Source organism: Cupriavidus cauae (genome assembly GCF_008632125.1).
Taxonomy (GTDB): Bacteria; Pseudomonadota; Gammaproteobacteria; order Burkholderiales; family Burkholderiaceae; genus Cupriavidus; species Cupriavidus cauae.
Map to the genome: position 1 here is coordinate 14,328 of NZ_VWRN01000015.1, position 19,681 is coordinate 34,008.

15 protein-coding genes and 1 pseudogene are annotated in these 19,681 nt (G+C 68.8%); 12 read left to right on the top strand and 4 right to left on the bottom strand.

The genetic code is table 11. From position 1 onward, the window contains the following. The first annotated feature begins 12 nt into the window (after positions 1 to 12). The 10 genes and pseudogenes from F1599_RS03540 to F1599_RS03585 all read left to right on the top strand — a co-directional run bounded on the left by F1599_RS03540 (position 13) and on the right by F1599_RS03585 (position 13,039). Positions 13 to 1,689, top strand: a complete 1,677-nt coding sequence (locus F1599_RS03540) for an ABC transporter ATP-binding protein (RefSeq protein WP_150082270.1) — start codon at positions 13 to 15, stop codon at positions 1,687 to 1,689. Positions 1,690 to 1,760: 71 nt separating this feature from the next. Then, a complete protein-coding gene (gene gabT / locus F1599_RS03545; RefSeq protein ID WP_150082198.1) occupies positions 1,761 to 3,023 on the top strand; it encodes a 4-aminobutyrate--2-oxoglutarate transaminase in 1,263 nt (420 codons plus the stop codon). Between the two features lie 49 nt (positions 3,024 to 3,072). Beyond that, positions 3,073 to 4,530: an NADP-dependent succinate-semialdehyde dehydrogenase gene (gabD, locus tag F1599_RS03550; RefSeq protein WP_150082271.1), complete on the top strand. Its 1,458-nt coding sequence runs from the start codon at positions 3,073 to 3,075 to the stop codon at positions 4,528 to 4,530. A gap of 117 nt (positions 4,531 to 4,647) precedes the next feature. Next, the gene (locus F1599_RS03555; RefSeq protein ID WP_149319521.1) at positions 4,648 to 4,986 is read left to right on the top strand and encodes a cupin domain-containing protein; all 339 of its coding nucleotides are present in this window, start codon (positions 4,648 to 4,650) and stop codon (positions 4,984 to 4,986) included. Then, on the top strand, positions 4,983 to 6,725 hold the full coding sequence (locus tag F1599_RS03560) for a thiamine pyrophosphate-binding protein (protein ID WP_150082199.1): 1,743 nt from the start codon (positions 4,983 to 4,985) through the stop codon (positions 6,723 to 6,725). The genes F1599_RS03555 and F1599_RS03560 overlap by 4 nt, the downstream gene beginning before the upstream one ends. Positions 6,726 to 6,784: 59 nt before the next feature. Then, complete coding sequence (locus tag F1599_RS03565; RefSeq protein WP_150082200.1) at positions 6,785 to 7,855, top strand: histone deacetylase family protein; 1,071 nt, start codon at positions 6,785 to 6,787, stop codon at positions 7,853 to 7,855. 24 nt (positions 7,856 to 7,879) lie between these two features. Continuing rightward, positions 7,880 to 9,124: a Zn-dependent hydrolase gene (locus tag F1599_RS03570; RefSeq protein WP_150082201.1), complete on the top strand. Its 1,245-nt coding sequence runs from the start codon at positions 7,880 to 7,882 to the stop codon at positions 9,122 to 9,124. Then, complete coding sequence (locus tag F1599_RS03575) at positions 9,121 to 10,041, top strand: DMT family transporter (RefSeq protein WP_150082202.1); 921 nt, start codon at positions 9,121 to 9,123, stop codon at positions 10,039 to 10,041. Before F1599_RS03570 ends, F1599_RS03575 begins: the two co-directional genes overlap by 4 nt. Beyond that, positions 10,038 to 11,545, top strand: a pseudogene (locus F1599_RS03580) (aldehyde dehydrogenase). Before F1599_RS03575 ends, F1599_RS03580 begins: the two are co-directional and overlap by 4 nt. A 270-nt stretch (positions 11,546 to 11,815) precedes the next feature. Further along, positions 11,816 to 13,039 carry a PepSY-associated TM helix domain-containing protein gene (locus F1599_RS03585; RefSeq protein WP_150082203.1) on the top strand — a complete coding sequence of 408 codons (1,224 nt, stop codon included), beginning with the start codon at positions 11,816 to 11,818 and terminating at the stop codon, positions 13,037 to 13,039. Positions 13,040 to 13,160: 121 nt separating this feature from the next. On the opposite strand, the gene F1599_RS03590 is transcribed toward F1599_RS03585, so the two are convergent. The 4 genes from F1599_RS03590 to F1599_RS03605 form a co-directional block, all read right to left on the bottom strand. After that, complete coding sequence (locus tag F1599_RS03590; RefSeq protein ID WP_150082204.1) at positions 13,161 to 14,108, bottom strand: oxygenase MpaB family protein; 948 nt, start codon at positions 14,106 to 14,108, stop codon at positions 13,161 to 13,163. Between the two features lie 139 nt (positions 14,109 to 14,247). Next, the gene (locus F1599_RS03595) at positions 14,248 to 15,270 is read right to left on the bottom strand and encodes a cytochrome d ubiquinol oxidase subunit II (protein ID WP_149319529.1); all 1,023 of its coding nucleotides are present in this window, start codon (positions 15,268 to 15,270) and stop codon (positions 14,248 to 14,250) included. Beyond that, the gene (locus tag F1599_RS03600) at positions 15,267 to 16,646 is read right to left on the bottom strand and encodes a cytochrome ubiquinol oxidase subunit I (RefSeq protein ID WP_150082205.1); all 1,380 of its coding nucleotides are present in this window, start codon (positions 16,644 to 16,646) and stop codon (positions 15,267 to 15,269) included. Before F1599_RS03600 ends, F1599_RS03595 begins: the two co-directional genes overlap by 4 nt. Positions 16,647 to 16,652: 6 nt before the next feature. Continuing rightward, on the bottom strand, positions 16,653 to 17,249 hold the full coding sequence (locus tag F1599_RS03605; RefSeq protein ID WP_150082272.1) for a GbsR/MarR family transcriptional regulator: 597 nt from the start codon (positions 17,247 to 17,249) through the stop codon (positions 16,653 to 16,655). Positions 17,250 to 17,527: 278 nt separating this feature from the next. Between F1599_RS03605 and F1599_RS03610 the strand changes: the two genes are divergently transcribed. Both F1599_RS03610 and F1599_RS03615 read left to right on the top strand, forming a co-directional pair. Next, positions 17,528 to 18,265 carry a response regulator gene (locus tag F1599_RS03610; RefSeq protein WP_150082206.1) on the top strand — a complete coding sequence of 246 codons (738 nt, stop codon included), beginning with the start codon at positions 17,528 to 17,530 and terminating at the stop codon, positions 18,263 to 18,265. Further along, positions 18,262 to 19,635 carry an ATP-binding protein gene (locus F1599_RS03615; protein ID WP_150082207.1) on the top strand — a complete coding sequence of 458 codons (1,374 nt, stop codon included), beginning with the start codon at positions 18,262 to 18,264 and terminating at the stop codon, positions 19,633 to 19,635. The genes F1599_RS03610 and F1599_RS03615 overlap by 4 nt, the downstream gene beginning before the upstream one ends. The last annotated feature ends 46 nt before the right edge of the window (positions 19,636 to 19,681 follow it).

The following is a 19,681-nucleotide window of genomic DNA, read 5'->3' on the forward strand; positions in this document are numbered from 1 at the left end:
CCTGTCCAATCCATGCACGCTGACCAAAGCTCCTGCGGCGCTCACGGCTCCCATGCTGCGCAGATCTCCGCGCCGCTGCTGTCGATCCGTGACCTGACCATCGCGCTGCCCAAGGGCGGCGACCGCCCCTACGCGGTGCGCGACATCTCGTACGACCTGCACGCCGGCGAAATTCTTTGCATCGTCGGCGAATCCGGTTCCGGCAAGTCGATGAGCGCCAACGCCATCATGGGGTTGCTGCCGTCCTACCTGAAGCCGCAGGGCGGCCGCATCCTGTTCCGCGGCAAGGACCTGCTGGCGCAGGACGAAGCCACCTTGCTGGCGATGCGCGGCAAGGACATGGCGATGGTGTTCCAGGAGCCGCTGTCCGCGCTGAATCCGGTGATGACCGTCGGCGACCAGATCGCCGAGGTCATGCGCGTGCACCACGCCTATCCGGGCGAGGCGCGCATGCGCCGCGTGCTCGAGCTGCTCGACTTCGTCGGCCTGCCCGATCCGGCGACGCTGGTGCACAGCTATCCGTTCCGGCTCTCGGGCGGCCAGCGGCAGCGCGTGGTGATCGCGATGGCGCTGGCGCTCGAGCCCGCGCTGCTGATCGCCGACGAGCCGACCACCGCGCTCGACGTCACCACGCAGGCGCAGATCCTGGCGCTGATCAAGCGCATCCAGGCCGAGAAGGGCATGGGCGTGATGTTCGTCACCCACGATTTCGGCGTGGTGGCGGAAATTGCCGACCGGGTCGCCGTGATGGAGAAGGGCGTGCTGGTCGAGATGGGGACCGCGCAGCAGGTGCTGAACCACCCGCAGCATCCCTATACGCGCCGGCTGATCGGCGCGGTGCCGCACGGGCGCTGCGGCGAAGCCGACGGCCAGGCCGCGGAGACGGTGCTGGAGGTGCGCGACCTGCGCAAGACCTATGTGTCCGGCGGCGGCCTGTTCTCGCGCAAGCGCGTGGTGCATGCGGTCGACGGCGTCAGCTTCACCGTGCGGCGCGGCGAGACGCTGGGCATCGTCGGCGAGTCGGGCTCGGGCAAGTCGACCATCGGCAAATGTCTGCTGCGGCTGACCGACATCGATGGCGGCACGCTGCTGTTCCAGGGCCAGGACATCGCGAAGCTGCCGGAGCGGCGCTTCCGGCCGCTGCGCAAGGACGTGCAGATGATCTTCCAGGACCCGTTCGCCTCGCTCAATCCGCGTCATACCGTGGGCCGGATCATCAGCGACGGGCCGGTCGCGAGCGGCGTGCCGCGCCAGAAGGCCGAGGCGCGGGCGCGCGAACTGCTGCAGCTGGTCGGGCTGGAAGACTCGGCCTTCGACCGCTATCCGAACCAGTTCTCCGGCGGCCAGCGCCAGCGCATCGGCATCGCGCGCGCACTGGCGCTCGAGCCGAAGCTGCTGGTGGCCGACGAATCGGTGTCGGCGCTCGACGTCTCGGTGCAGGCGCAGGTGCTGGAGCTGCTGGCCACGCTGCAGAAGCGTCTCGATATCGGCCTGATCTTCATCACGCACGACCTTCGCGTGGCGGCGCAGATCTGCCACCACGTGATCGTGATGCACAAGGGCAAGGTCGTCGAATCCGGGCCGCCGGCCCAGATCTTCGACGCGCCGCGCCACGACTACACGCAGCGCCTGATCGCGGCGATCCCCGGCAAGGAGTGGGATCCGAAGGGGATCCGCGCCGCCGCATGACAACGCATTGGCCCGGACGGCCGGCCCGTATGCCGTCCGCGCGCCCAACCCGAAGCCCCATGGAGAAGACGATGAAGAATGCCGAACTGGTCCGCCGCAAGGATGCCGCCACGCCCCGTGGCGTGGGCGTGATGTGCAATTTCTACGCCGAACGGGCCGAGAATTCGGAGATCTGGGATGTCGAAGGCCGCCGCTATATCGACTTCGCCGCCGGCATCGCCGTGCTGAACACCGGCCACCGGCATCCGCTCCTGGTCGCCGCCGTGCAGAAGCAGCTGGAGCGCTTCACGCATACGGCCTACCAGATCGTGCCCTATGCCAGCTATATCGAGCTGGCCGAGAAGATCAACCAGCGCGCGCCGGGCCAGTGGGCCAAGAAGACCGCGTTCTTCACCACCGGCGCCGAGGCCGTCGAGAACGCCATCAAGATCGCCCGCGCCGCCACCGGGCGGCCGGCGGTGATCGCGTTCTCCGGCGGCTTCCACGGCCGCACGATGATGGGCATGGCGCTGACCGGCAAGGTCGTGCCCTACAAGGTCGGCTTCGGTCCCTTCCCCGGCGAGGTCTATCACGCGCCGTATCCGTGCGAGCTGCACGGCGTGTCGGTCGAGGACTCGCTGAAGGCGCTGCAGGTCCTGTTCAAGGCCGACGTCGATCCGAAGCGCGTCGCGGCCATCATCTTCGAGCCGGTGCAGGGCGAGGGCGGCTTCAATGTCGCGCCCGCCGCCTTCGTCAAGGCGCTGCGCGCGCTCTGCGACGAGCACGGCATCCTGCTGATCGCCGACGAGGTGCAGACCGGCTTCGGCCGCACCGGCAAGCTGTTCGCGATGGAGCATTACGGCGTGGCGCCGGACCTGACCACCATGGCCAAGAGCCTGGCCGGCGGCATGCCGCTGTCGGCGGTGTGCGGCCGCGCCGAGATCATGGACGCGCCGGCGCCGGGCGGGCTCGGCGGCACCTATGCCGGCAATCCGCTCGCGGTGGCTTCCGCGCTGGCGGTGCTGGAGGTGCTGGAAGAAGAGAACCTGATCGCGCGCGGCGCCGCGCTCGGCGAACGGCTGATGGACCGGCTGCACAGCCTGCGCCCGCGCGTGCCGCAGATCGCCGAAGTGCGCGGCCTCGGCGCGATGGTCGCGGTGGAGTTCCAGCAGGCCGACGGCAGCCCCGATGCGGAGTTCACGCGCGAGGTGCAGAACCGTGCGCTGCAGAAGGGCCTGCTGCTGCTGTCGTGCGGCGTGCACGGCAATGTGATCCGCTTCTTGTTCCCGCTGACCATCCCCGATGCGGTGATGGACGAGGGGCTGGACATCCTCGCCGACGTGCTGGTCCGCTGATCCGCCGATTCGCCGAGCGATACCGCCCCCCATTCCCCCGGAGCTGATGATGCAATTGAACGATACCGGCCTGCTGCGTGCGCAGGCCCTGGTCGGCGGCGCGTGGGTCGACGCCGACCGCGGCGAGTCCTTCGTCGTCACGAATCCCGCCACCGGTGCGCCGATCGGCAAGGTGCCGATGATGGGCGCGGCCGAGACGCGGCGCGCCATCGAGGCCGCGCGCGTCGCGCAGGTCGAATGGCGCCGCCGCACCGCGCGCGAGCGCAGCCAGGTCCTGCGCAAGTGGCATGAGCTGATGCTGGCAAACGCCGACGACCTCGCGCTGCTGATGACGACCGAGCAGGGCAAGCCGCTGGCCGAGGCGAAGGGCGAGGTGATCTACGCCGCCTCGTTCCTCGAATGGTTCGCCGAGGAAGGCAAGCGCGTCTGCGGCGATGTGCTGGCGTCCCCGACGGCGGACCGCCGCCTGGTGGTGGTCAAGGAACCGGTCGGCGTCTGCGCGGCCATCACGCCGTGGAATTTCCCGCTGGCGATGATCACGCGCAAGGTCGGTCCTGCGCTCGCGGCCGGCTGCACGATGGTGCTCAAGCCCGCCGAGGACACGCCGCTGTCGGCGCTGGCCCTCGCCGTGCTCGCCGAGCGCGCCGGCGTGCCGGCCGGCGTGTTCAGCGTGGTGACCGGCGACGCGGTGGCGATCGGCGGCGAGCTGACCGCCAATCCGGTGGTGCGCAAGCTGACGTTCACCGGTTCGACCGAGGTCGGACGCATCCTGATGCGCCAGTCCGCGGACACGATCAAGAAGCTGTCGCTGGAGCTGGGCGGCAACGCGCCGTTCATCGTGTTCGACGATGCCGACCTCGACGCGGCGGTGGAGGGCGCCATCGCGTCGAAGTATCGCAACGCCGGCCAGACCTGTGTCTGCGCGAACCGGCTCTACGTTCACGACAAGGTCTACGACGCCTTCGCCAGCAAGCTGGTCGCCGCGGTGGCGAAGCTGAAGGTCGGCCATGGCGTCGAGCCGGGCGTGCTGCAGGGTCCGCTGATCAACGAGGACGCGGTCGCCAAGGTCGAGCTGCATATCGCCGACGCGCTGGACAAGGGCGCGCGCGTGCTGGCCGGCGGCAAGCGCCATCCGATCGGCGGCACCTTCTTCAAGCCGACCGTGCTGGCCGACGTCACACCGGCGATGCGCGTGGCGAAGGAAGAGACGTTCGGCCCGCTGGCGCCGCTGTTCCGCTTCCATACCGACGACGAGGTGGTCGGCATGGCCAACGACACCGAGTTCGGGCTGGCGTCGTACTTCTACAGTCGCGATATCGGCCGCATCTGGCGCGTGGCCGAGGCGCTGGAGTACGGCATGGTCGGCATCAATACCGGCTTGATCTCGAACGAGGTGGCGCCGTTTGGCGGGGTCAAGCAATCTGGCCTGGGCCGGGAAGGTTCGCGATACGGCATCGAGGACTATCTCGAGATCAAGTACCTGTGCATGGGCGGCATCGACCGCTGACCTTGCGATCGCCATTTCTTTGCCATCTGTTTGCCATGTCCGCCGCCCGGACGCCGTCCGCGGCGTGGCATCACCGACCCACCGGTCCTCACCGGACCCAATCCGAGCCCGAACAACATGAGCAGACCCCAGGCAGTGCCGACCGTGCAGGTCGACAACGAGCGTGTGATCGTCACCGAATGGCGCTTCGCGCCCGGCGCGGAGACCGGCTTTCATCGGCACGGCTACGACTACGTAGTGGTGCCGATGACGACCGGCCCGCTGCTGCTGCAGACCCCGCAGGGTGAAGTCACCAGCCAGCTGGTGGCGGGACGCGCGTACTCGCGGCCGGCCGGCGTCGAGCACAACGTGATCAACGCGCACGAAGGCGAATGCGTGTTCGTGGAGATCGAGATCAAGACGGCGGCGGGCACGGCATCGCCGTCGTGCGCGGCCGCGCACGGAGCCAATCGATGACAACAGCATCCAATCCCGACCGCGCCGCGCACCGCCAATCGCTGCGCGAGCGCAATGGCGGCCAGATCCTGGTCCAGCAACTGCGCATCCATGGCGTCAAGCGCGTGTTCCTGGTGCCCGGCGAAAGCTATCTGCCGTGCATCGACGCGCTATACGACCATCAGGACGCGATCCAGCCGGTGGTCTGCCGCCAGGAGAGCGGCGCCGGCTATATGGCCGAGGCCTACGGCAAGCTGACCGGCGAGCCCGGCATCTGCTTCGTGACGCGCGGCCCTGGCGCGACCAATGCCAGCATCGCGGTGCACACGGCCTATCAGGACTCGACGCCGATGATCCTGTTCGTCGGCCAGGTCGGCAACGACTTCATCGAGCGCGAGGCGTTCCAGGAGATCGACTATCGCCGCATGTTCGGCGAGATGGCGAAGTGGGTCGCGCAGATCGACCGCACCGATCGCATTCCCGAGTTCGTCGCGCGCGCCTTCGCGGTGGCGACCAGCGGCCGGCCCGGGCCGGTGGTGCTGGCGCTGCCGGAGGACACGCTGTGGGGCAAGGCCACGGTGCCCGATCTGCCGCGCTACCAGCGTGCGCATGCGGCGCCGACCCCGGCGGCAATGGCATCGCTGGAAACGCTGCTGGCGCAGGCGCAGCGGCCCTTCCTGCTGGTCGGCGGCTCCGGCTGGACGCCGCAGTCGATGCGCCAGATCGAGGGCTTCGCCGAGCGCTTCGCGCTGCCGGTGGGCGCTGCCTGGCGCCGGCTGGAATGCTTCGACAACCATCATCCGAATTTCGCCAGCCATGTCGGCTGGGGCATGGGCGACGCGCTGCGCGCGCGCATCCGCGATGCCGACCTGCTGATCGCGGTCGGCACGCGCATGGGCGAGGCGACCACCGAGGGCTACACGCTGGTGGAAAGCCCGCTGCCGCGCCAGCGGCTGGTGCACGTCTATCCGGATGCCAACGAGCTGGGCCGCGTGTTCCAGTCCGCGCTGCCGATCGCCGCCGACGTGGTCTCGTTCGCGCAGGCCGTCGATACGCTGCGGCCCGCGGCCGAACCGGCGTGGGGGGGCCAGACCCGTGCGGCGCGAGGCGACTACCTGGCGCAGCAGGAGCCGGCACCCGCGCCGGGCCCGCTGAATGTGAATGCCGTGGCCTGCCATGTGCGCGACCACGTGCCCCCTGACGCCTGCATCACCGTGGGCGCCGGTAACTACGCGCTGTTTGCGCACGCCTACCACCGCTTCCAGGGCGTCGGCACCAGCCTCACGCCGACCGTGGGCTCGATGGGGTATGGGCTGCCGGCGGCGATCTCGGCCAAGCTGGAATACCCCGATCGCACCGTGGTCTGCTATGCCGGCGACGGCTGCTTCCAGATGAACCTGCAGGAGCTGGGCGTGGCGATGCAATACCGGCTCGGCATCGTCGTGCTGGTCTTCAACAACGGCATGTGGGGCACCATCCGCGCCCACCAGGAGCGCGAGTTTCCCGGCCGCACCATCGCGTTGACCTTCGACAACCCGGACTTCAGCGAACTGGTGCGCGCCTATCGCGGCCACGGCGAAGTGGTGGGCAGCGACGCGGAATTCGGACCCGCGTTTGCGCGCGCGCTGGAATTCGCCAACACGCAGCGGCTGCCCGCGCTGCTCGAGCTGCGCTACGACCCGGACGGCGTGGGGCCCGGCATCACGCTGTCGCAGATTCGCGCGGCGGCGCTGGCGCGCCAGGCGCAGGCCGCCTCCTGAACGCGTCGCGCCGGCTGGCGCTACGCACGACAGCCGCCCCAAAACCTACACCTGACAATATGCGTGCCTTCTTCTCGGATGACCAGTTGCTCCATCAGCCGCGCCAGTTCATGCGCGCGGGCCGGCTGTGCGAGCCGACCGACGTGCCCGCACGCGCCGCCGCGCTGCAGGCCACGCTCGCCACGCGCGGCATCGATCTGGCCGTCGCGCCGGACTACGGCCGTGCGCCGCTGGAAACGGTACACAGCGCGGCCTATCTCGATTTCCTGTGCGAGGCCTACGAACGCTGGCAGGCGCTGGCGCGCCCCGGCTTCGAACCGGGCGTCGAGGTGCTGCCCAATCTGTCGCCGTACCACAACGGCAAGCTCGACCAGAACCGCCGGCCCGATTGCCCGACCGACTCGGTGATCGCGCAGGCCGGCTATTACCTCGGCGACCTGAGCTGCCCGCTCGGCCCGCACAGCTGGCGCTCGATCCTGCGCTCGGCCCACAGCGCGGTGGCCGCGGCGGACTACGTCTGCGAGCAGGGGGACGGCGGCATGGCCTACGCGCTGTGCCGGCCCTCCGGTCATCACGCGCACAGCGACCGCGCCGGCGGCTTCTGCTACGTCAACAACGCCGCGATCGCCGCGCAGGGTCTGCTCAAGCGCTTCGGCAAGGTGGCGGTGCTCGACGTCGACGCGCACCACGGCGACGGCACGCAGCAGATCTTCTACCAGCGCTCGGACGTGATGACGATCTCGCTGCATGCCGATCCCGCGGGCTACTACCCCTTCTATACCGGCTATGCCAACGAACGCGGCTACGGCGCGGGCTACGGCTACAACCTGAACTTCCCGCTGCCGCACGGCACGGGCGACGCCGGCTTCCTGGCGGCGCTCGACAGCGCGCTCGACGCGCTGCGCGACTACCGGCCGCAGGCGCTGGTGCTGTCGCTGGGCTTCGATACCTATGTGGACGACCCCATCAGCGTGCTGGCCGTCGGCATGGACGGCTACCGCGGCATCGGCGAGCGCATCCACGCGCTGGGCGTGCCGACGGTCGTGGTGCAGGAGGGCGGCTACGAGGTCGACGCCATCGGCCACGCGCTGGACACCTTCCTGTCGGGCTTTGCCCCCGCGATGGCCTGAGCCCCGCTTCCCAAGGAGATCACGATGACGACACTGAAGATCGACGGCCAGCGGCTGTGGGAATCGCTGATGGCGCTGGCGCGCATCGGCGCGACGCCCAAGGGCGGCAACGCGCGGCTGGCGCTGACCGCACTGGACGGCCAGGGGCGCGACCTGGTGGCCGGCTGGATGCGCGAGGCCGGCCTGACGGTGACCGTGGACAAGGTCGGCAATATCTTCGGCCGGCGCGCCGGCCGCAACGACGCGCTGCCGCCGGTGATGACCGGCAGCCATATCGACACGCAGCCGACCGGCGGCAAGTTCGACGGCTGCTTCGGCGTGCTGGCCGGGCTGGAGGTGGTGCGTACGCTGAACGATCGCGGCATCCAGACCGAGGCGCCGCTCGAGGTCGCGATCTGGACCAACGAGGAAGGCACGCGCTTCGTGCCGGTGATGATGGGCTCGGGCGTGTTCGCCGGCATCTTCCCGTTGAAGACCGCGCTGGACGCGACCGATCGCGACGGCAAGCGCGTCGAGGACGAACTGCGGGCGATCGGCTATGCCGGCACCGCGGAGGTCGGCGGGCGCCAGGTCGGGGCCTATTTCGAGGCCCATATCGAACAGGGCCCGATCCTCGAAGCCGCCGACAACGTGATCGGCGTGGTGACCGGCTCGCTGGGCCTGCGCTGGTACGACGTGACCGTGACCGGCATGGAGGCCCATGCGGGCCCGACGCCGATGCCGCTGCGGCGCGACGCGCTGTATGGCGCCACCTTCCTGATGCAGGAGGTGGTGCGCATCGCCAACGATTTCGCGCCGCATGGACGCGGCACCGTCGGCGTGGTCAATGCCCATCCGGCCTCGCGCAATGTGATTCCCGGCGCCGTGACCTTCACCGTGGACCTGCGCCACGAGGACGCGGCGTGCCTCGCCGAGATGGACGCGCGCTTTCGCGCGGCCTGCGCGGCGCTGGCCGCCGGTACCACCACCGGCACGCCGCTGGAGGTCGATGTGCGCGACGTGCAGTATTTCCCGCCGACGCCGTTCGACCCGGAGCTGATCGCCCACGTGCGCAATGAAGCGCAGGCGCGCGGCTACCGGCATCAGGACATCGTCACCGGCGCCGGCCACGACGCGGTCTACATGGCCGGCGTCGCGCCCACCGCGATGATCTTCGTGCCCTGCAAGGACGGCATCAGCCATAACGAGATCGAGGACGCCAGGCCCGAGCATCTGGAAGCGGGCGCCAACGTGCTGCTCGGCGCGATGGTGGCGCGGGCGGGCACGTGAACGCCGCGCTGGGCCGCGACGGCGGCTGGTGGCGCGGGGGCCTGCTGTTCCTGTGCGTGGTGATGTTGTTCGCCACGGTCGATGCGACCGCCAAGCATCTGGTGGGGCGCTATCCGGCGCCCTTCCTGAACGCGGTGCGTTATGCGGCCACCTGCACCGTGGCCGTCGCGATGCTGGCGAACGCGGGCCGCCTGCGCTTCTGGCGCACGCCCCATCGCGGCCTGCTGGTGTTGCGCGGGCTGATGCTGGCAGTCATGGGCACCTGCTTCATGACCGCGCTGTTGTGGATGCCGCTGGCCGAGGCCACCGCGATCTATTTCATGGCGCCGCTGGTCGTGGTGGCGTTGTCGCCGTGGCTGCTGGCCGAGCGCGTCGGCGCGCGCCAGTGGCTGGCGGTGGCAACGGGATTCGCCGGCATGCTGTTGATCGTGCGTCCTGGCGGCCAGTTGTCGTGGATCGGCACGGCGCTGATGGTGGCGGCCATGCTCGGCTACGCGCTGCTGCAGCTGCTGACCCGGCGTATGGCCGGAAAGGTCGATGCCACGGTGCAGTACGGCTTCGCGGCGGTCATCTGCATGATCGCCACCGGCTTGCCGGCGCCGTTTTTCCTGCCGCCGGTGTGGCCGGATCTGATCGACTGGCTGACGATCCTTGCAATGGGCTTCATGAGCGCGCTGGCGCAGGTGCTGTTGATCCTGGCGCTGCAGCGGGCACCGGCCTCCACGCTGGCGCCGCTGAACTACTGCCATCTGCTGCTGGCGCTGGTCTACAGCGCATGGTGGTTCGGCCGCTGGCCGGATGCGCTGGCGATGGGCGGCATCGCGCTGATCGTCGGCGCGGGGCTGTCGCTGACGCTGCCCGGACGCGCGGCATCAGCGGTTTCTTCTTCTACCCTGGATTCGAGGCAACCCTCATGAGCGAGCTTCACGACCTGGCCTATTGGCGCCAACGCGCGCAGTCGATCGTCCCGAGCCTGCGCGGACAGGCCTATATCGACGGCAGATGGACCGACGCGGCCGACGGCGCCACCTTCGACAGCATCGATCCGGCCACCGGTACCGTGCTGGCGAAGGTGGCCGCCTGCGGCGAGGCCGACGTGGATCGCGCCGTCGCCGCCGCGCGCAGGGCATTCGAGCAGGGCGTGTGGGCGGCCATGCCGCGCCGCGAGCGCAAGGCCACGCTGTGCTGCGGCTCGCCGCGCTGATCGAAGCGCATCGCGAGGAACTGGCGCTGCTGGAAACGCTGGACATGGGCAAGCCGATCGCCGACACGCTGCTGTACGACATCCCCGAGTCGGCGCGCACCTACGCGTGGTACGCCGAGGCGATCGACAAGATCTACGACGAGATCGCGCCGACCGATGCCAACGTGCTGGCGACCATCACGCGCGAACCGCTGGGCGTGGTGGCGGCCGTGGTGCCGTGGAACTATCCGCTGCTGATGGCGAGCTGGAAGGTCGCCCCCGCGCTGGCGGCCGGCAACAGCGTGGTGCTCAAGCCGGCCGAGCAGTCGCCCTTGAGCGCGCTGCGCCTGGCCGCGCTCGCCGAGGAGGCCGGCATTCCGGCCGGCGTGTTCAACGTCGTGCCGGGGCTTGGCGCGCAGGCGGGGCAGGCGCTCGGCCGGCATCCCGACGTGGACTGCATCGCCTTCACCGGCTCGACCGCGACCGGCAAACGCTTTCTGGAATATGCGGGACAGTCGAACCTGAAGCGGGTCTGGCTCGAATGCGGCGGCAAGTCACCGCATATCGTGTTCGACGATTGCCCGGACCTGGACCGCGCGGCGCAGGCCGCGGCGATCGGCATCTTCAACAACCAGGGCGAGATCTGCATCGCGGGCTCGCGGCTGTACGTGCAGCGCGGCATCTACGACGCCTTCATGGCGAAGCTCGAGGCCTGCGCCGCCAACATGCAGCCCGGCGATCCGCTCGATCCGGCCTCCGCGATGGGCGCGATCGTCGACGCGCGCCAGCTCGACCGCGTGATGTCCTATGTGGCAGCCGGCCAGCGCGAAGGCGCCCGGCTGCGGCTGGGTGGCCAGCGTGTCCGGGCCGACAGCGGCGGCTACTTCCTGCAGCCGACCATCTTCGAATGTCCCGCGCAATCGCTGTCGATCGTGCGCGAGGAAATCTTCGGGCCGGTGCTGGCCGTGACCGTGTTCGATACCGAGGAGGAGGCGCTGCGGATGGCCAACGACTCGCCCTATGGTCTCGGCTCGGGCCTGTGGACCGCGAACCTGGCGCGCGCGCATCGCGTGTCCCGGCAGCTGCGGGCCGGGCTGGTATGGGTCAACTGCTATATGGACGGCGACATCACGGTGCCGTTCGGCGGCGTCAAGCAGTCCGGCTCGGGCCGCGACAAGTCGCTGCATGCGCTGGACAAGTACACGGACCTGAAGACGACCTGGATCAGCCTGGCGTAGTCCGCCTCAGGGCCGCCGCGCGGTCCACGCGGCCCGGGGCCCGGGGCACGGGGCCCGGGGCACGGGGCACGGGGCACAGGGCACGGGGCGCAGGGCACAGGGCACGGGGCACAGGGCACAGGGCACGGGGCACAGGGCACAGGGCACAGGGCACAGGGCGGCGGACCCGGGCGCGGTTCCTGTCCCGAAACGGGTTCCGGCTCCGGTTCCGGTTCCGCTTCCGCGCCACCGTTCGTCAATGTCAGAGGAACAATGTCCCCCCTCTGACCCATGCGCTCACTTCTTGTCCGGCTGCACCGCTGGTTCGGCCTTGCCGCCGCCATCTTCCTGTTCATCTCCGGAGTGACCGGCGCCATCATCTCGTGGGACCACGAGCTCGATGAATGGCTCAATCCCGGGCTGTTCCACGCGCGTACCGAAGGCACGCCGATGCCGGCGCTGGAGCTGGCACGCCACGTCGAGCAGGCCGATCCGCGGCTGCGGATCAGCTATACGCCGCTGGAGCTGGAGCCCGGCCATGCGCTGACGATGTTCGTCGAAGGGCGGATCGATCCGGCCACCGGCAAGCCTTTCGACCTGGGCTTCAACCAGATCGCGGTCGACCCGGTCACCGGCGAGATCCAGGCGCGCCGGATGTGGGGCGCGGTCTCGCTGTCGCGCGAGAACCTGCTGCCCTTCCTCTACAAGCTGCACTACACGATGCATATCCCCGACGGCTGGGGCATCGAGCTGGGCAAATGGTTCATGGGGCTGATCGCGATGGCGTGGGCGCTGGACTGCCTGATCGCGCTGTGGCTGTCGTTCCCGAGCCGTGCCGCATGGCGCAAGTCCTTCGCCTTCCGCTGGCGCAAGGGCGGCTATGCGCTGAACTTCGACCTGCATCGCTCGGGCGCGGTCTGGCTGTGGGGCCTGCTGTTGCTGCTGGCCGTGACGTCGATCTCGATGAATCTCGAGACGCAGGTGATGCGGCCGCTGGTGGCCAAGCTGTCGCCGCTGAGCCCCAACGAATTCGACAAGCGCACGCCGCGCCCGCTGGACCGGCCGCACGAACCGGCGGTCACGCGCGAGCAGGTCTTGGCCGCGGCACGTGCGGAAGGGGCGCGCCGCGGCTGGACCGAGCCGGCCGGCGGCATCTTCTACTCGTCGCCGTACGGCCTCTATGGCGTGGGCTTCTTCGAGGCCGGCAACGACCACGGCGACGGGGGCCTGGGCAACAACTGGCTGTACTTCGATGGCAAGACGCTTGCGCCCGCAGGCGGGAGCCTTCCGGGCACCGGCAGCGCCGGCGATCTGTTCCTGCAGGCGCAATTCCCGCTGCATTCCGGCCGCATTCTCGGCCTGCCAGGGCGGGTACTGATCTCGCTGATGGGACTGGTGGTGGCCACGCTGTGTGTGACGGGCGTGGTGATCTGGGCCCGCAAGCGGGCGGGCCGGCGCGCGGCGGCCGGTATGCGGCAAGTGCATTCGATTCCTGCCGCGGGGCAGGGAGCGTAAGTCGGCGGGGATGCGGCAAGTGCGATCGATTCCCCCGGCGGAGCAAGGGGCGTAAGCGGGGACGCGGCAACGCGATCGATTGCCGCCGTGCAGTAGGGTGCGTAATCCGGGAGGGGCGGCCTCAGCGCGGCGCCGCGGCGGCACGCCGCCGGGCGCGCGCCGCCAGTCCGCCGCCGAGCGACCAGCGCAGCGTCGGCGCCAGCACGCGCATGCCGGCCAGCGACAGCGGGCGCCGCAGCGCGCTGACGTTCGCCCCGGCCAGCCCCAGTTCGCGTCGCACCCACTCCGGCAGCAGCGCAATGCCGGCATCGGCCATGATCCGTACCGCCGGCACCAGCAGCGGGTTGGCGACCGGCATCTGCATCACCAGCCGCACCACTTCATGAGTGCGCTCGGTGACCAGCAGTTGCGGGCGCATCCTGTCCAGATATGCCGCGATCTGGTCGCGCGAGCGCGGCACCTCGGTCGCCCCGAGCAGCTCGGCCACCAGGGCCACCTCGTCGTAATAGCGATCCTGTTCGGCGTGGGATAGCGGGCCGACATAGCGCAGGTAGGCGGCGAGAAAGCTCGAAACCTCGGCGACATGGACCCAGGTCAGCAGCGCGGGGTCGCTTGCCGCATAAGCACGGCCGTCGGGCGCGGTGCCGGTGACCCCAGCGTGGATGCGGCGCACCCGTTCGATCAGCCGCATCGCGTCGGCGCGGTTGCCATAGGTGGTGCCGGCGATGAACTGCGCGGTGCGGCCCAGGCGTCCCTGCATGTCGGTACGGAAGCTGGAGTGGTCCCACACGCCGGCCAGCGCGAGCGGGTGCATGGTCTGCATCAGCAGCGCGCTGACGCCGCCGGCCAGCATCGCGGGAAAGTCGCCATGCACGCGCCAGCAGACCGCGTCCGGCCCGAACAGGCCCGGATCGCCCGGGGGATTGTCGTAGTCCAGCGTCAGGCCGGAGTTGCTGCGGGTCAGCGCGCGCACATGCGCGCCGGCCTGTTCGCGCACGCGCCGGACCACGCTGCCCGGACGCGCCGCCGCGGCATTCAGCCCCTGTCTGCTTCCTTCGCTGCCCTTCATGCCTGCCCGATCTCGTGCCGTCTTCAGTGGATCGGCGCTTCGGGGAGCGCCGCTCTGGCGCCCCTGCTGCGCCGTTCCAGCGCCGTTTCAATGCCGCTTCAATGCCGCTTCAATGCTGTTTCGGCGCTGGTTAGACAGCCTAATAGTAACGAAGGTCGGTGGCCTTGCCCCAGAACACGCGGTAGGCGTAGATCGTGTAGCCGAGGATGGTCGGCAGCACGATCACCGCGCCGATCAGGATCACGGCCAGCGATTCCGGGGCGCTGGCGGCTTGCCAGATGTCGAGCTGGTCGACCACCAGGTAGGGGAACAGGCTGTAGGCCAGGCCGTTGAAGGCCATCAGGAAGATCACCGCGGTGCCGACGAACGGCACCCACGCCCAGCGGTCGTTGCCGGCCTTCTGCATCGGCCCCATCCGCCGCAGCAGCCGGTCGATGATCACGAACAGCGCCACCGTGATCAGCGGAATCGGCGCCAGCAGGATGATGTTCGGCAGCGAGAACCATTTGTCGAAGATCCGCTCGCTGACCAGCGGCGTCACCACCGAAATGGCGGCCACGCCCACGCCGGTCAGCCACAGGCTGCGCCGGGCCCAGTAGATCGCCCGCGCCTGCAGGCTGCCGGTGGTCTTCATGATCAGCCAGCTGGCGCCGAGCAGGCAGTAGCCCGCCACCAGGCACAGCCCCACCACCACCGCGAACAGCAGGTCGAGCCAGCCGTATTCGAAGCCGGTGATATAGAGCCCCAGCATCAGGCCCTGCGAGAACGAGGCCAGCAGCGAGCCGCCATAGAAGGCCCAGTTCCACCACGGCTTGTGGTGGGCGCGGGCCTTGACGCGGAAGTCGAAGGCGACGCCGCGCAGGATCAGCCCGGCCAGCATCAGCGCGACCGGCAGGTACAGATTGGTCAGGATCACGCCGTGCGCCATCGGGAAGGCCGTCAGCAGCAGGCCGACGCCGAGCACCAGCCAGGTCTCGTTGGCATCCCAGAAGGGGCCGATCGACGCGATCATCGTGTCCTTGTCGGCGTCGTCGGCGCGCCGCAGCAGCACGCCGACGCCCAGGTCGTAGCCGTCCAGGATCACGTAGATCAGCATCGACAGCCCCATCAGGGCCAGGAAGACCAGCGGCATCCAGCCGGCGGGTTGGGACAGGTCGGTCATTGCGCGCTACGTGGCTTGCCGCCGATGACGGGTTGAGGGGTTTCGATTTCCGGTTCGTCGATGGCCGGATCGGTGCCGGCGCGGCGGGCCAGATAGAAGACCACCGAGATATAGGCGGCAATCAGCAGCAGATACAGCGACAGGTACATCAGCAGGGTCGAGGCGACCATCGTCGCCGGCACCTTCGAGGCTGCCTCCGCGGTGGTCAGCACGCCGTAGACCAGGTAGGGCTGGCGGCCGATCTCGGTGACATACCAGCCGGCCACCAGCGCGATCCAGCCGGAGAAGGTCATCGCCAGCAGCAGGCGCGCCACGGCGCGGGACGGCTCGCCGCGCCGCTTGAATTGCCAGGCCGCCAGCCAGGAGACCAGCAGCATCAGCATGCCGATGCCGACCATGATGCGGAAGGCGAAGAACACCGGCGCCACGGGCGGATGCTTGCCGGGGAAGGCGTCGATGCCCTTGACCTCGCCGTCGAAGGTATGGGTCAGATAGAAGGACGCGAGCTTGGGGATCGAGATCTCCCAGTCGGTGCTCTGCGTCACCGCGTTGGGCCAGCCGAACAGCACCGCGGGAACGCTCTTGCCGGTAGTCCAGATGCCCTCCATCGCCGCGATCTTGGCCGGCTGGTGTTCCAGCGTATTGAGGCCATGCAGGTCGCCGACGACGATCTGCAGCGGGATCAGCACCGCCGCCACCATCACGCCGGTGCGCATGGTCGAGCGGACCTCCGGCGAGCGGTCGTTGCGCAGCCAGCGATAGGCGGCGATGCCGGCCAGCAGGAAGGACACCGTCAGCCCCGAGGCGATCAGCATATGGGTCAGGCGGAACGGGAACGACGGGTTGAAGATCACCTGCAGCCAGCTGACCACATGGGCCTTGCCGTCGATCATCTCGAAGCCCGCCGGCGTCTGCATCCACGAGTTCAGCGCCAGGATCCAGAACGCCGACAGCGTGGTGCCGCCGGCCACCAGCAGCGTGGCGATCGTATGGGTGCGGTTGCTGACGCGGCGCATGCCGAACAGCATGATGCCGAGGAAGGTGGCCTCCAGGAAGAACGCGGTCAGCACCTCGTAGGCCAGCAGCGGCCCGGCGATATTGCCGACGGTCTCCATATAGCCGGGCCAGTTGGTGCCGAACTGGAAGCTCATCGTGATGCCGCTGACCACGCCGAGCGCGAAGGTCAGCGCGAACACCTTGACCCAGAAGCGGTAGGCCGCCATCCAGCGCTCGTCGCCGGTCTTGCCGTAGCGCAGCTTGAAGAACAGCAGCACCCAGCCGAGCGCGATGCTGATGGTGGGGAACAGGATATGGAAGGTGATATTGGCGGCGAACTGGATCCGCGCCAGCAGGATCGGGTCGAGCGACGACAACATGGGGCACTACTCCTTCTTGGTGCGAGCCGGCTTGCGCTTGCCTTCGGCGGGTTTGCCGCCAAGGGCCCCGGATAGCTTGTCCTTCACTTCCAGCAGCTTAGTCACGCGGGAACCGAGTCGCATCAATTTTTCCAGGGTGGCGACATCCAGCTTCTGCATGTCGCTGAACCAGCCGGTCACCAGCAGGATCAGTTCGTACATCTCCTGCATGCGCCGCTGGGCGTGCTTGTCGTCGGGATCGGACGGCGTTTCGAGCTGAACTTCCCGCAACATCGACAAAGTCGGATCGATCTCCCGGCGGCGGCGTTCCTCCGCCAGGGTCCGGAAAATGGCCCAGACATCGTCCGGCGCGGAGAAATACTCGCGCCGGTCGCCCGGCTGGTGCGAAAGCCGTACCAGGTTCCACGACTCCAGTTCCTTCAGCCCGATGCTGACGTTGGAGCGGGAGAAGCCCAGCGACTCGGCGATCTCGTCGGCATTGAGCGGGCGCGCCGCGGTGAACAGCAGCGCGTAGATCTGGCCGACGGTACGGTTGATGCCCCAGCGGCTTCCCATTTCGCCGAAATGGAGGACGAAGCGCTGGACCAGGGGCGAGAGTTGCATGTTTGTCTTTTTTGAATTTTCAGGAATTTGTGAAAGTTTAGAACGGAATGATGCGGCGCGGCAAGCGCGGTGGCCGGTGTGCGACCGGATGCCGCACGCCGCCCGCACGTCGCCTGCACGTCGCCTGCAATTAGGCGGCGCTTTGGCTCCGGCGCGGTGCCCGTCATTCCCGGGAGGCATATGCCGCCGATCTCGATGCGGCGCCGACGGGTGGGGCCAAGCCCCCTCACTGTAGAATACGATAACGATTCTCGTTTATTGATAGCAGTGTGAGCAGAATGGACACCCGTCCCAGCATCCTGATCGTCGACGACCACAAGGACATACGTGATCCCTTGTCGACTTACATCAGGCGCTTCGATTTCGACGTAGAGGCCGTGGCCGACGGCAAGGCGATGCGCCAGCGGCTGGAAGAGCGCCGCTACAGCCTGATCATCCTGGACATCATGCTGCCAGGAGAAGACGGGCTGTCGCTGTGCCGCTATGTGTCCGAGCATGTGGGAACGCCGGTCATCCTGCTGACCGCGATGACCGAGCAGGCCGACCGGATCGCCGGCCTGGAGATCGGCGCGGCCGACTATGTGGTCAAGCCCTTCGATCCGCGCGAGCTGGTGGCCCGCATCCGCAGCGTGCTGCGCCGCAACCGCGTGCCGGAGGCGCGCGAGCCCAGCGAGGTGCCAGTCCCCCGGGAATACCGCTTCACCTTCTGCGGCTGGACCTTCGATACGCGGACGCGGGCGCTGCGCAATCCGCGCGACGAGGAGGTGCCGCTCAGCACCGCCGAATTCCATCTGCTGCGGGCGCTGGTCGAAAACGCCAATCGCGTGCTGAGCCGCAGCCAACTGCTCGACATGACGCAGCGCTCCGGGACGATGACGTTCGACCGCAGCATCGACAGCCAGGTCAGCCGCCTGCGCAAGAAACTGGAACCCGATCCGCGGCATCCCGGCATGCTGAAGACCGTCCGCGGCGACGGCTATCTGCTCGCGACCAAGGTCTCGGTCCTGCCGTCATGAAATGGTTCCCGCGCAGCCTGTCGGGCCAGCTCGTGGCCCTGTGGCTGCTGGCGATGCTGGCCGCCCACGTGTTCGCCGTGGTCGCGCTGTCGTGGTGGCGCGCCGACAATGCCACGCTGCATCCGTTGTCGGTGCGGACCATCGAGACCCGCATCCTGTCCGCCTACCGGCTGGCCGGCCGATCCGCCAATGCCGATGCCCTGCTCGAGGACATCAGCCTGCCGGATTCGACGTTCCGGCTCGCCTCGTATGCCTCGCCTGACCCCTACGGCATGGGCGAGCAGGAGCGGGCGCTGGCGCAGCGGCTGCGCAGCCTGCTCGATGTGGCGGACCAGGTGCCGATCCATGTCCGCCTGCAGCAGGCCGAACCCGAGCGCAGCAGCCAACGCGGCGGCAACTGGCTGGAGCGCGCGTTCAGCCGGACGCATGCGCTGGCGCTGGACGTCGAGGTCCGGTTGCCCAACGGACGTTGGCTGCACAGCCGGCACTGGCCGACGATGGTCCCCGCGCACTGGTCCCGTGTCCTGACGTTCTCGCTGCTGGTCGGCATGCTGCCGACGGCGATCATCGCGCTGCTGTTCGGACGGCGCATCATGCGGCCGCTGCGGCTGCTGACCGAGGCGTCGAAGCGCGTCAGCCGCGGCGAGCGCGTCATTCTTCCCGCGCCCGACGGGCTCAGCGGCGTGCGGGAGATCACCCAGGCCTTCAACGACATGCAGGAGAGCCTGACCCGCTTCGTCAACGGACGCACGCAGATGTTTGCCGCCATCGGGCATGACCTGCGCACGCCGCTGACCTCGTTGCGCATCCGCGCCGAGCTGATCGACGACGCCGAGCTGCGCGAGGCGATGGTCAAGACGCTGGACGACATGAGCGTGATGGTCGAAGGGGCGCTGCAGTTCGCGCGCGACGATGCGCTGCAGGAGCCGACCCAGGACGTCAGGCTGGACGAACTGATCCAGGAAATCGTCGACCAGCAGACCGTGCAGGGGCGCGAGGTCCGCTGCGAATCGCGGCCGGACCCGACGCTGTTCTATCGTTGCCGCCCCGTTCATCTGAAGCGGGGGCTCAGCAACATCATCGACAACGCCGCGCGCTACGGGCAGGTCTGCATTCGTGTCGCGGCCGACAAGGTCCGGCCTGCGCTGCGCATCGAAGTCGACGACGAGGGCCCGGGGATCGATGCCGAGCATCTGGAGCGGGTGTTCGAGCCGTTCACGCGGCTCGACTCCGCGCGCAGCGCCGACACCGGCGGGCTCGGCCTGGGCCTGGCGATCGCGCGTTCCTGCATCCGCGCCCACGGCGGCGACGTCACGCTGCACAACCGGGCGGAGGGCGGCCTGCGGGCCGTCATCGAGCTGCCGAACTAGGCCGCAGGCCGGCAAGCGCCGGAGGCGAGCCGAGGCGGGAACGAAG

Bases quoted from the DNA above. Each gene is read 5' to 3' on its own strand.
- F1599_RS03590 (WP_150082204.1), bottom strand. From the start codon at position 14,108: ATGAAGGGCAGCGAAGGAAGCAGACAGGGGCTGAATGCCGCGGCGGCG.
- gabD (WP_150082271.1), top strand. From the start codon at position 3,073: ATGCAATTGAACGATACCGGCCTGCTGCGTGCGCAGGCCCTGGTCGGC.
- F1599_RS03570 (WP_150082201.1), top strand. From the start codon at position 7,880: ATGACGACACTGAAGATCGACGGCCAGCGGCTGTGGGAATCGCTGATG.
- F1599_RS03600 (WP_150082205.1), bottom strand. From the start codon at position 16,646: ATGTTGTCGTCGCTCGACCCGATCCTGCTGGCGCGGATCCAGTTCGCC.
- F1599_RS03595 (WP_149319529.1), bottom strand. From the start codon at position 15,270: ATGACCGACCTGTCCCAACCCGCCGGCTGGATGCCGCTGGTCTTCCTG.
- F1599_RS03605 (WP_150082272.1), bottom strand. From the start codon at position 17,249: ATGCAACTCTCGCCCCTGGTCCAGCGCTTCGTCCTCCATTTCGGCGAA.
- F1599_RS03565 (WP_150082200.1), top strand. From the start codon at position 6,785: ATGCGTGCCTTCTTCTCGGATGACCAGTTGCTCCATCAGCCGCGCCAG.
- F1599_RS03615 (WP_150082207.1), top strand. From the start codon at position 18,262: ATGAAATGGTTCCCGCGCAGCCTGTCGGGCCAGCTCGTGGCCCTGTGG.
- F1599_RS03560 (WP_150082199.1), top strand. From the start codon at position 4,983: ATGACAACAGCATCCAATCCCGACCGCGCCGCGCACCGCCAATCGCTG.
- F1599_RS03555 (WP_149319521.1), top strand. From the start codon at position 4,648: ATGAGCAGACCCCAGGCAGTGCCGACCGTGCAGGTCGACAACGAGCGT.
- F1599_RS03540 (WP_150082270.1), top strand. From the start codon at position 13: ATGCACGCTGACCAAAGCTCCTGCGGCGCTCACGGCTCCCATGCTGCG.
- F1599_RS03585 (WP_150082203.1), top strand. From the start codon at position 11,816: ATGCGCTCACTTCTTGTCCGGCTGCACCGCTGGTTCGGCCTTGCCGCC.
- gabT (WP_150082198.1), top strand. From the start codon at position 1,761: ATGAAGAATGCCGAACTGGTCCGCCGCAAGGATGCCGCCACGCCCCGT.
- F1599_RS03610 (WP_150082206.1), top strand. From the start codon at position 17,528: ATGGACACCCGTCCCAGCATCCTGATCGTCGACGACCACAAGGACATA.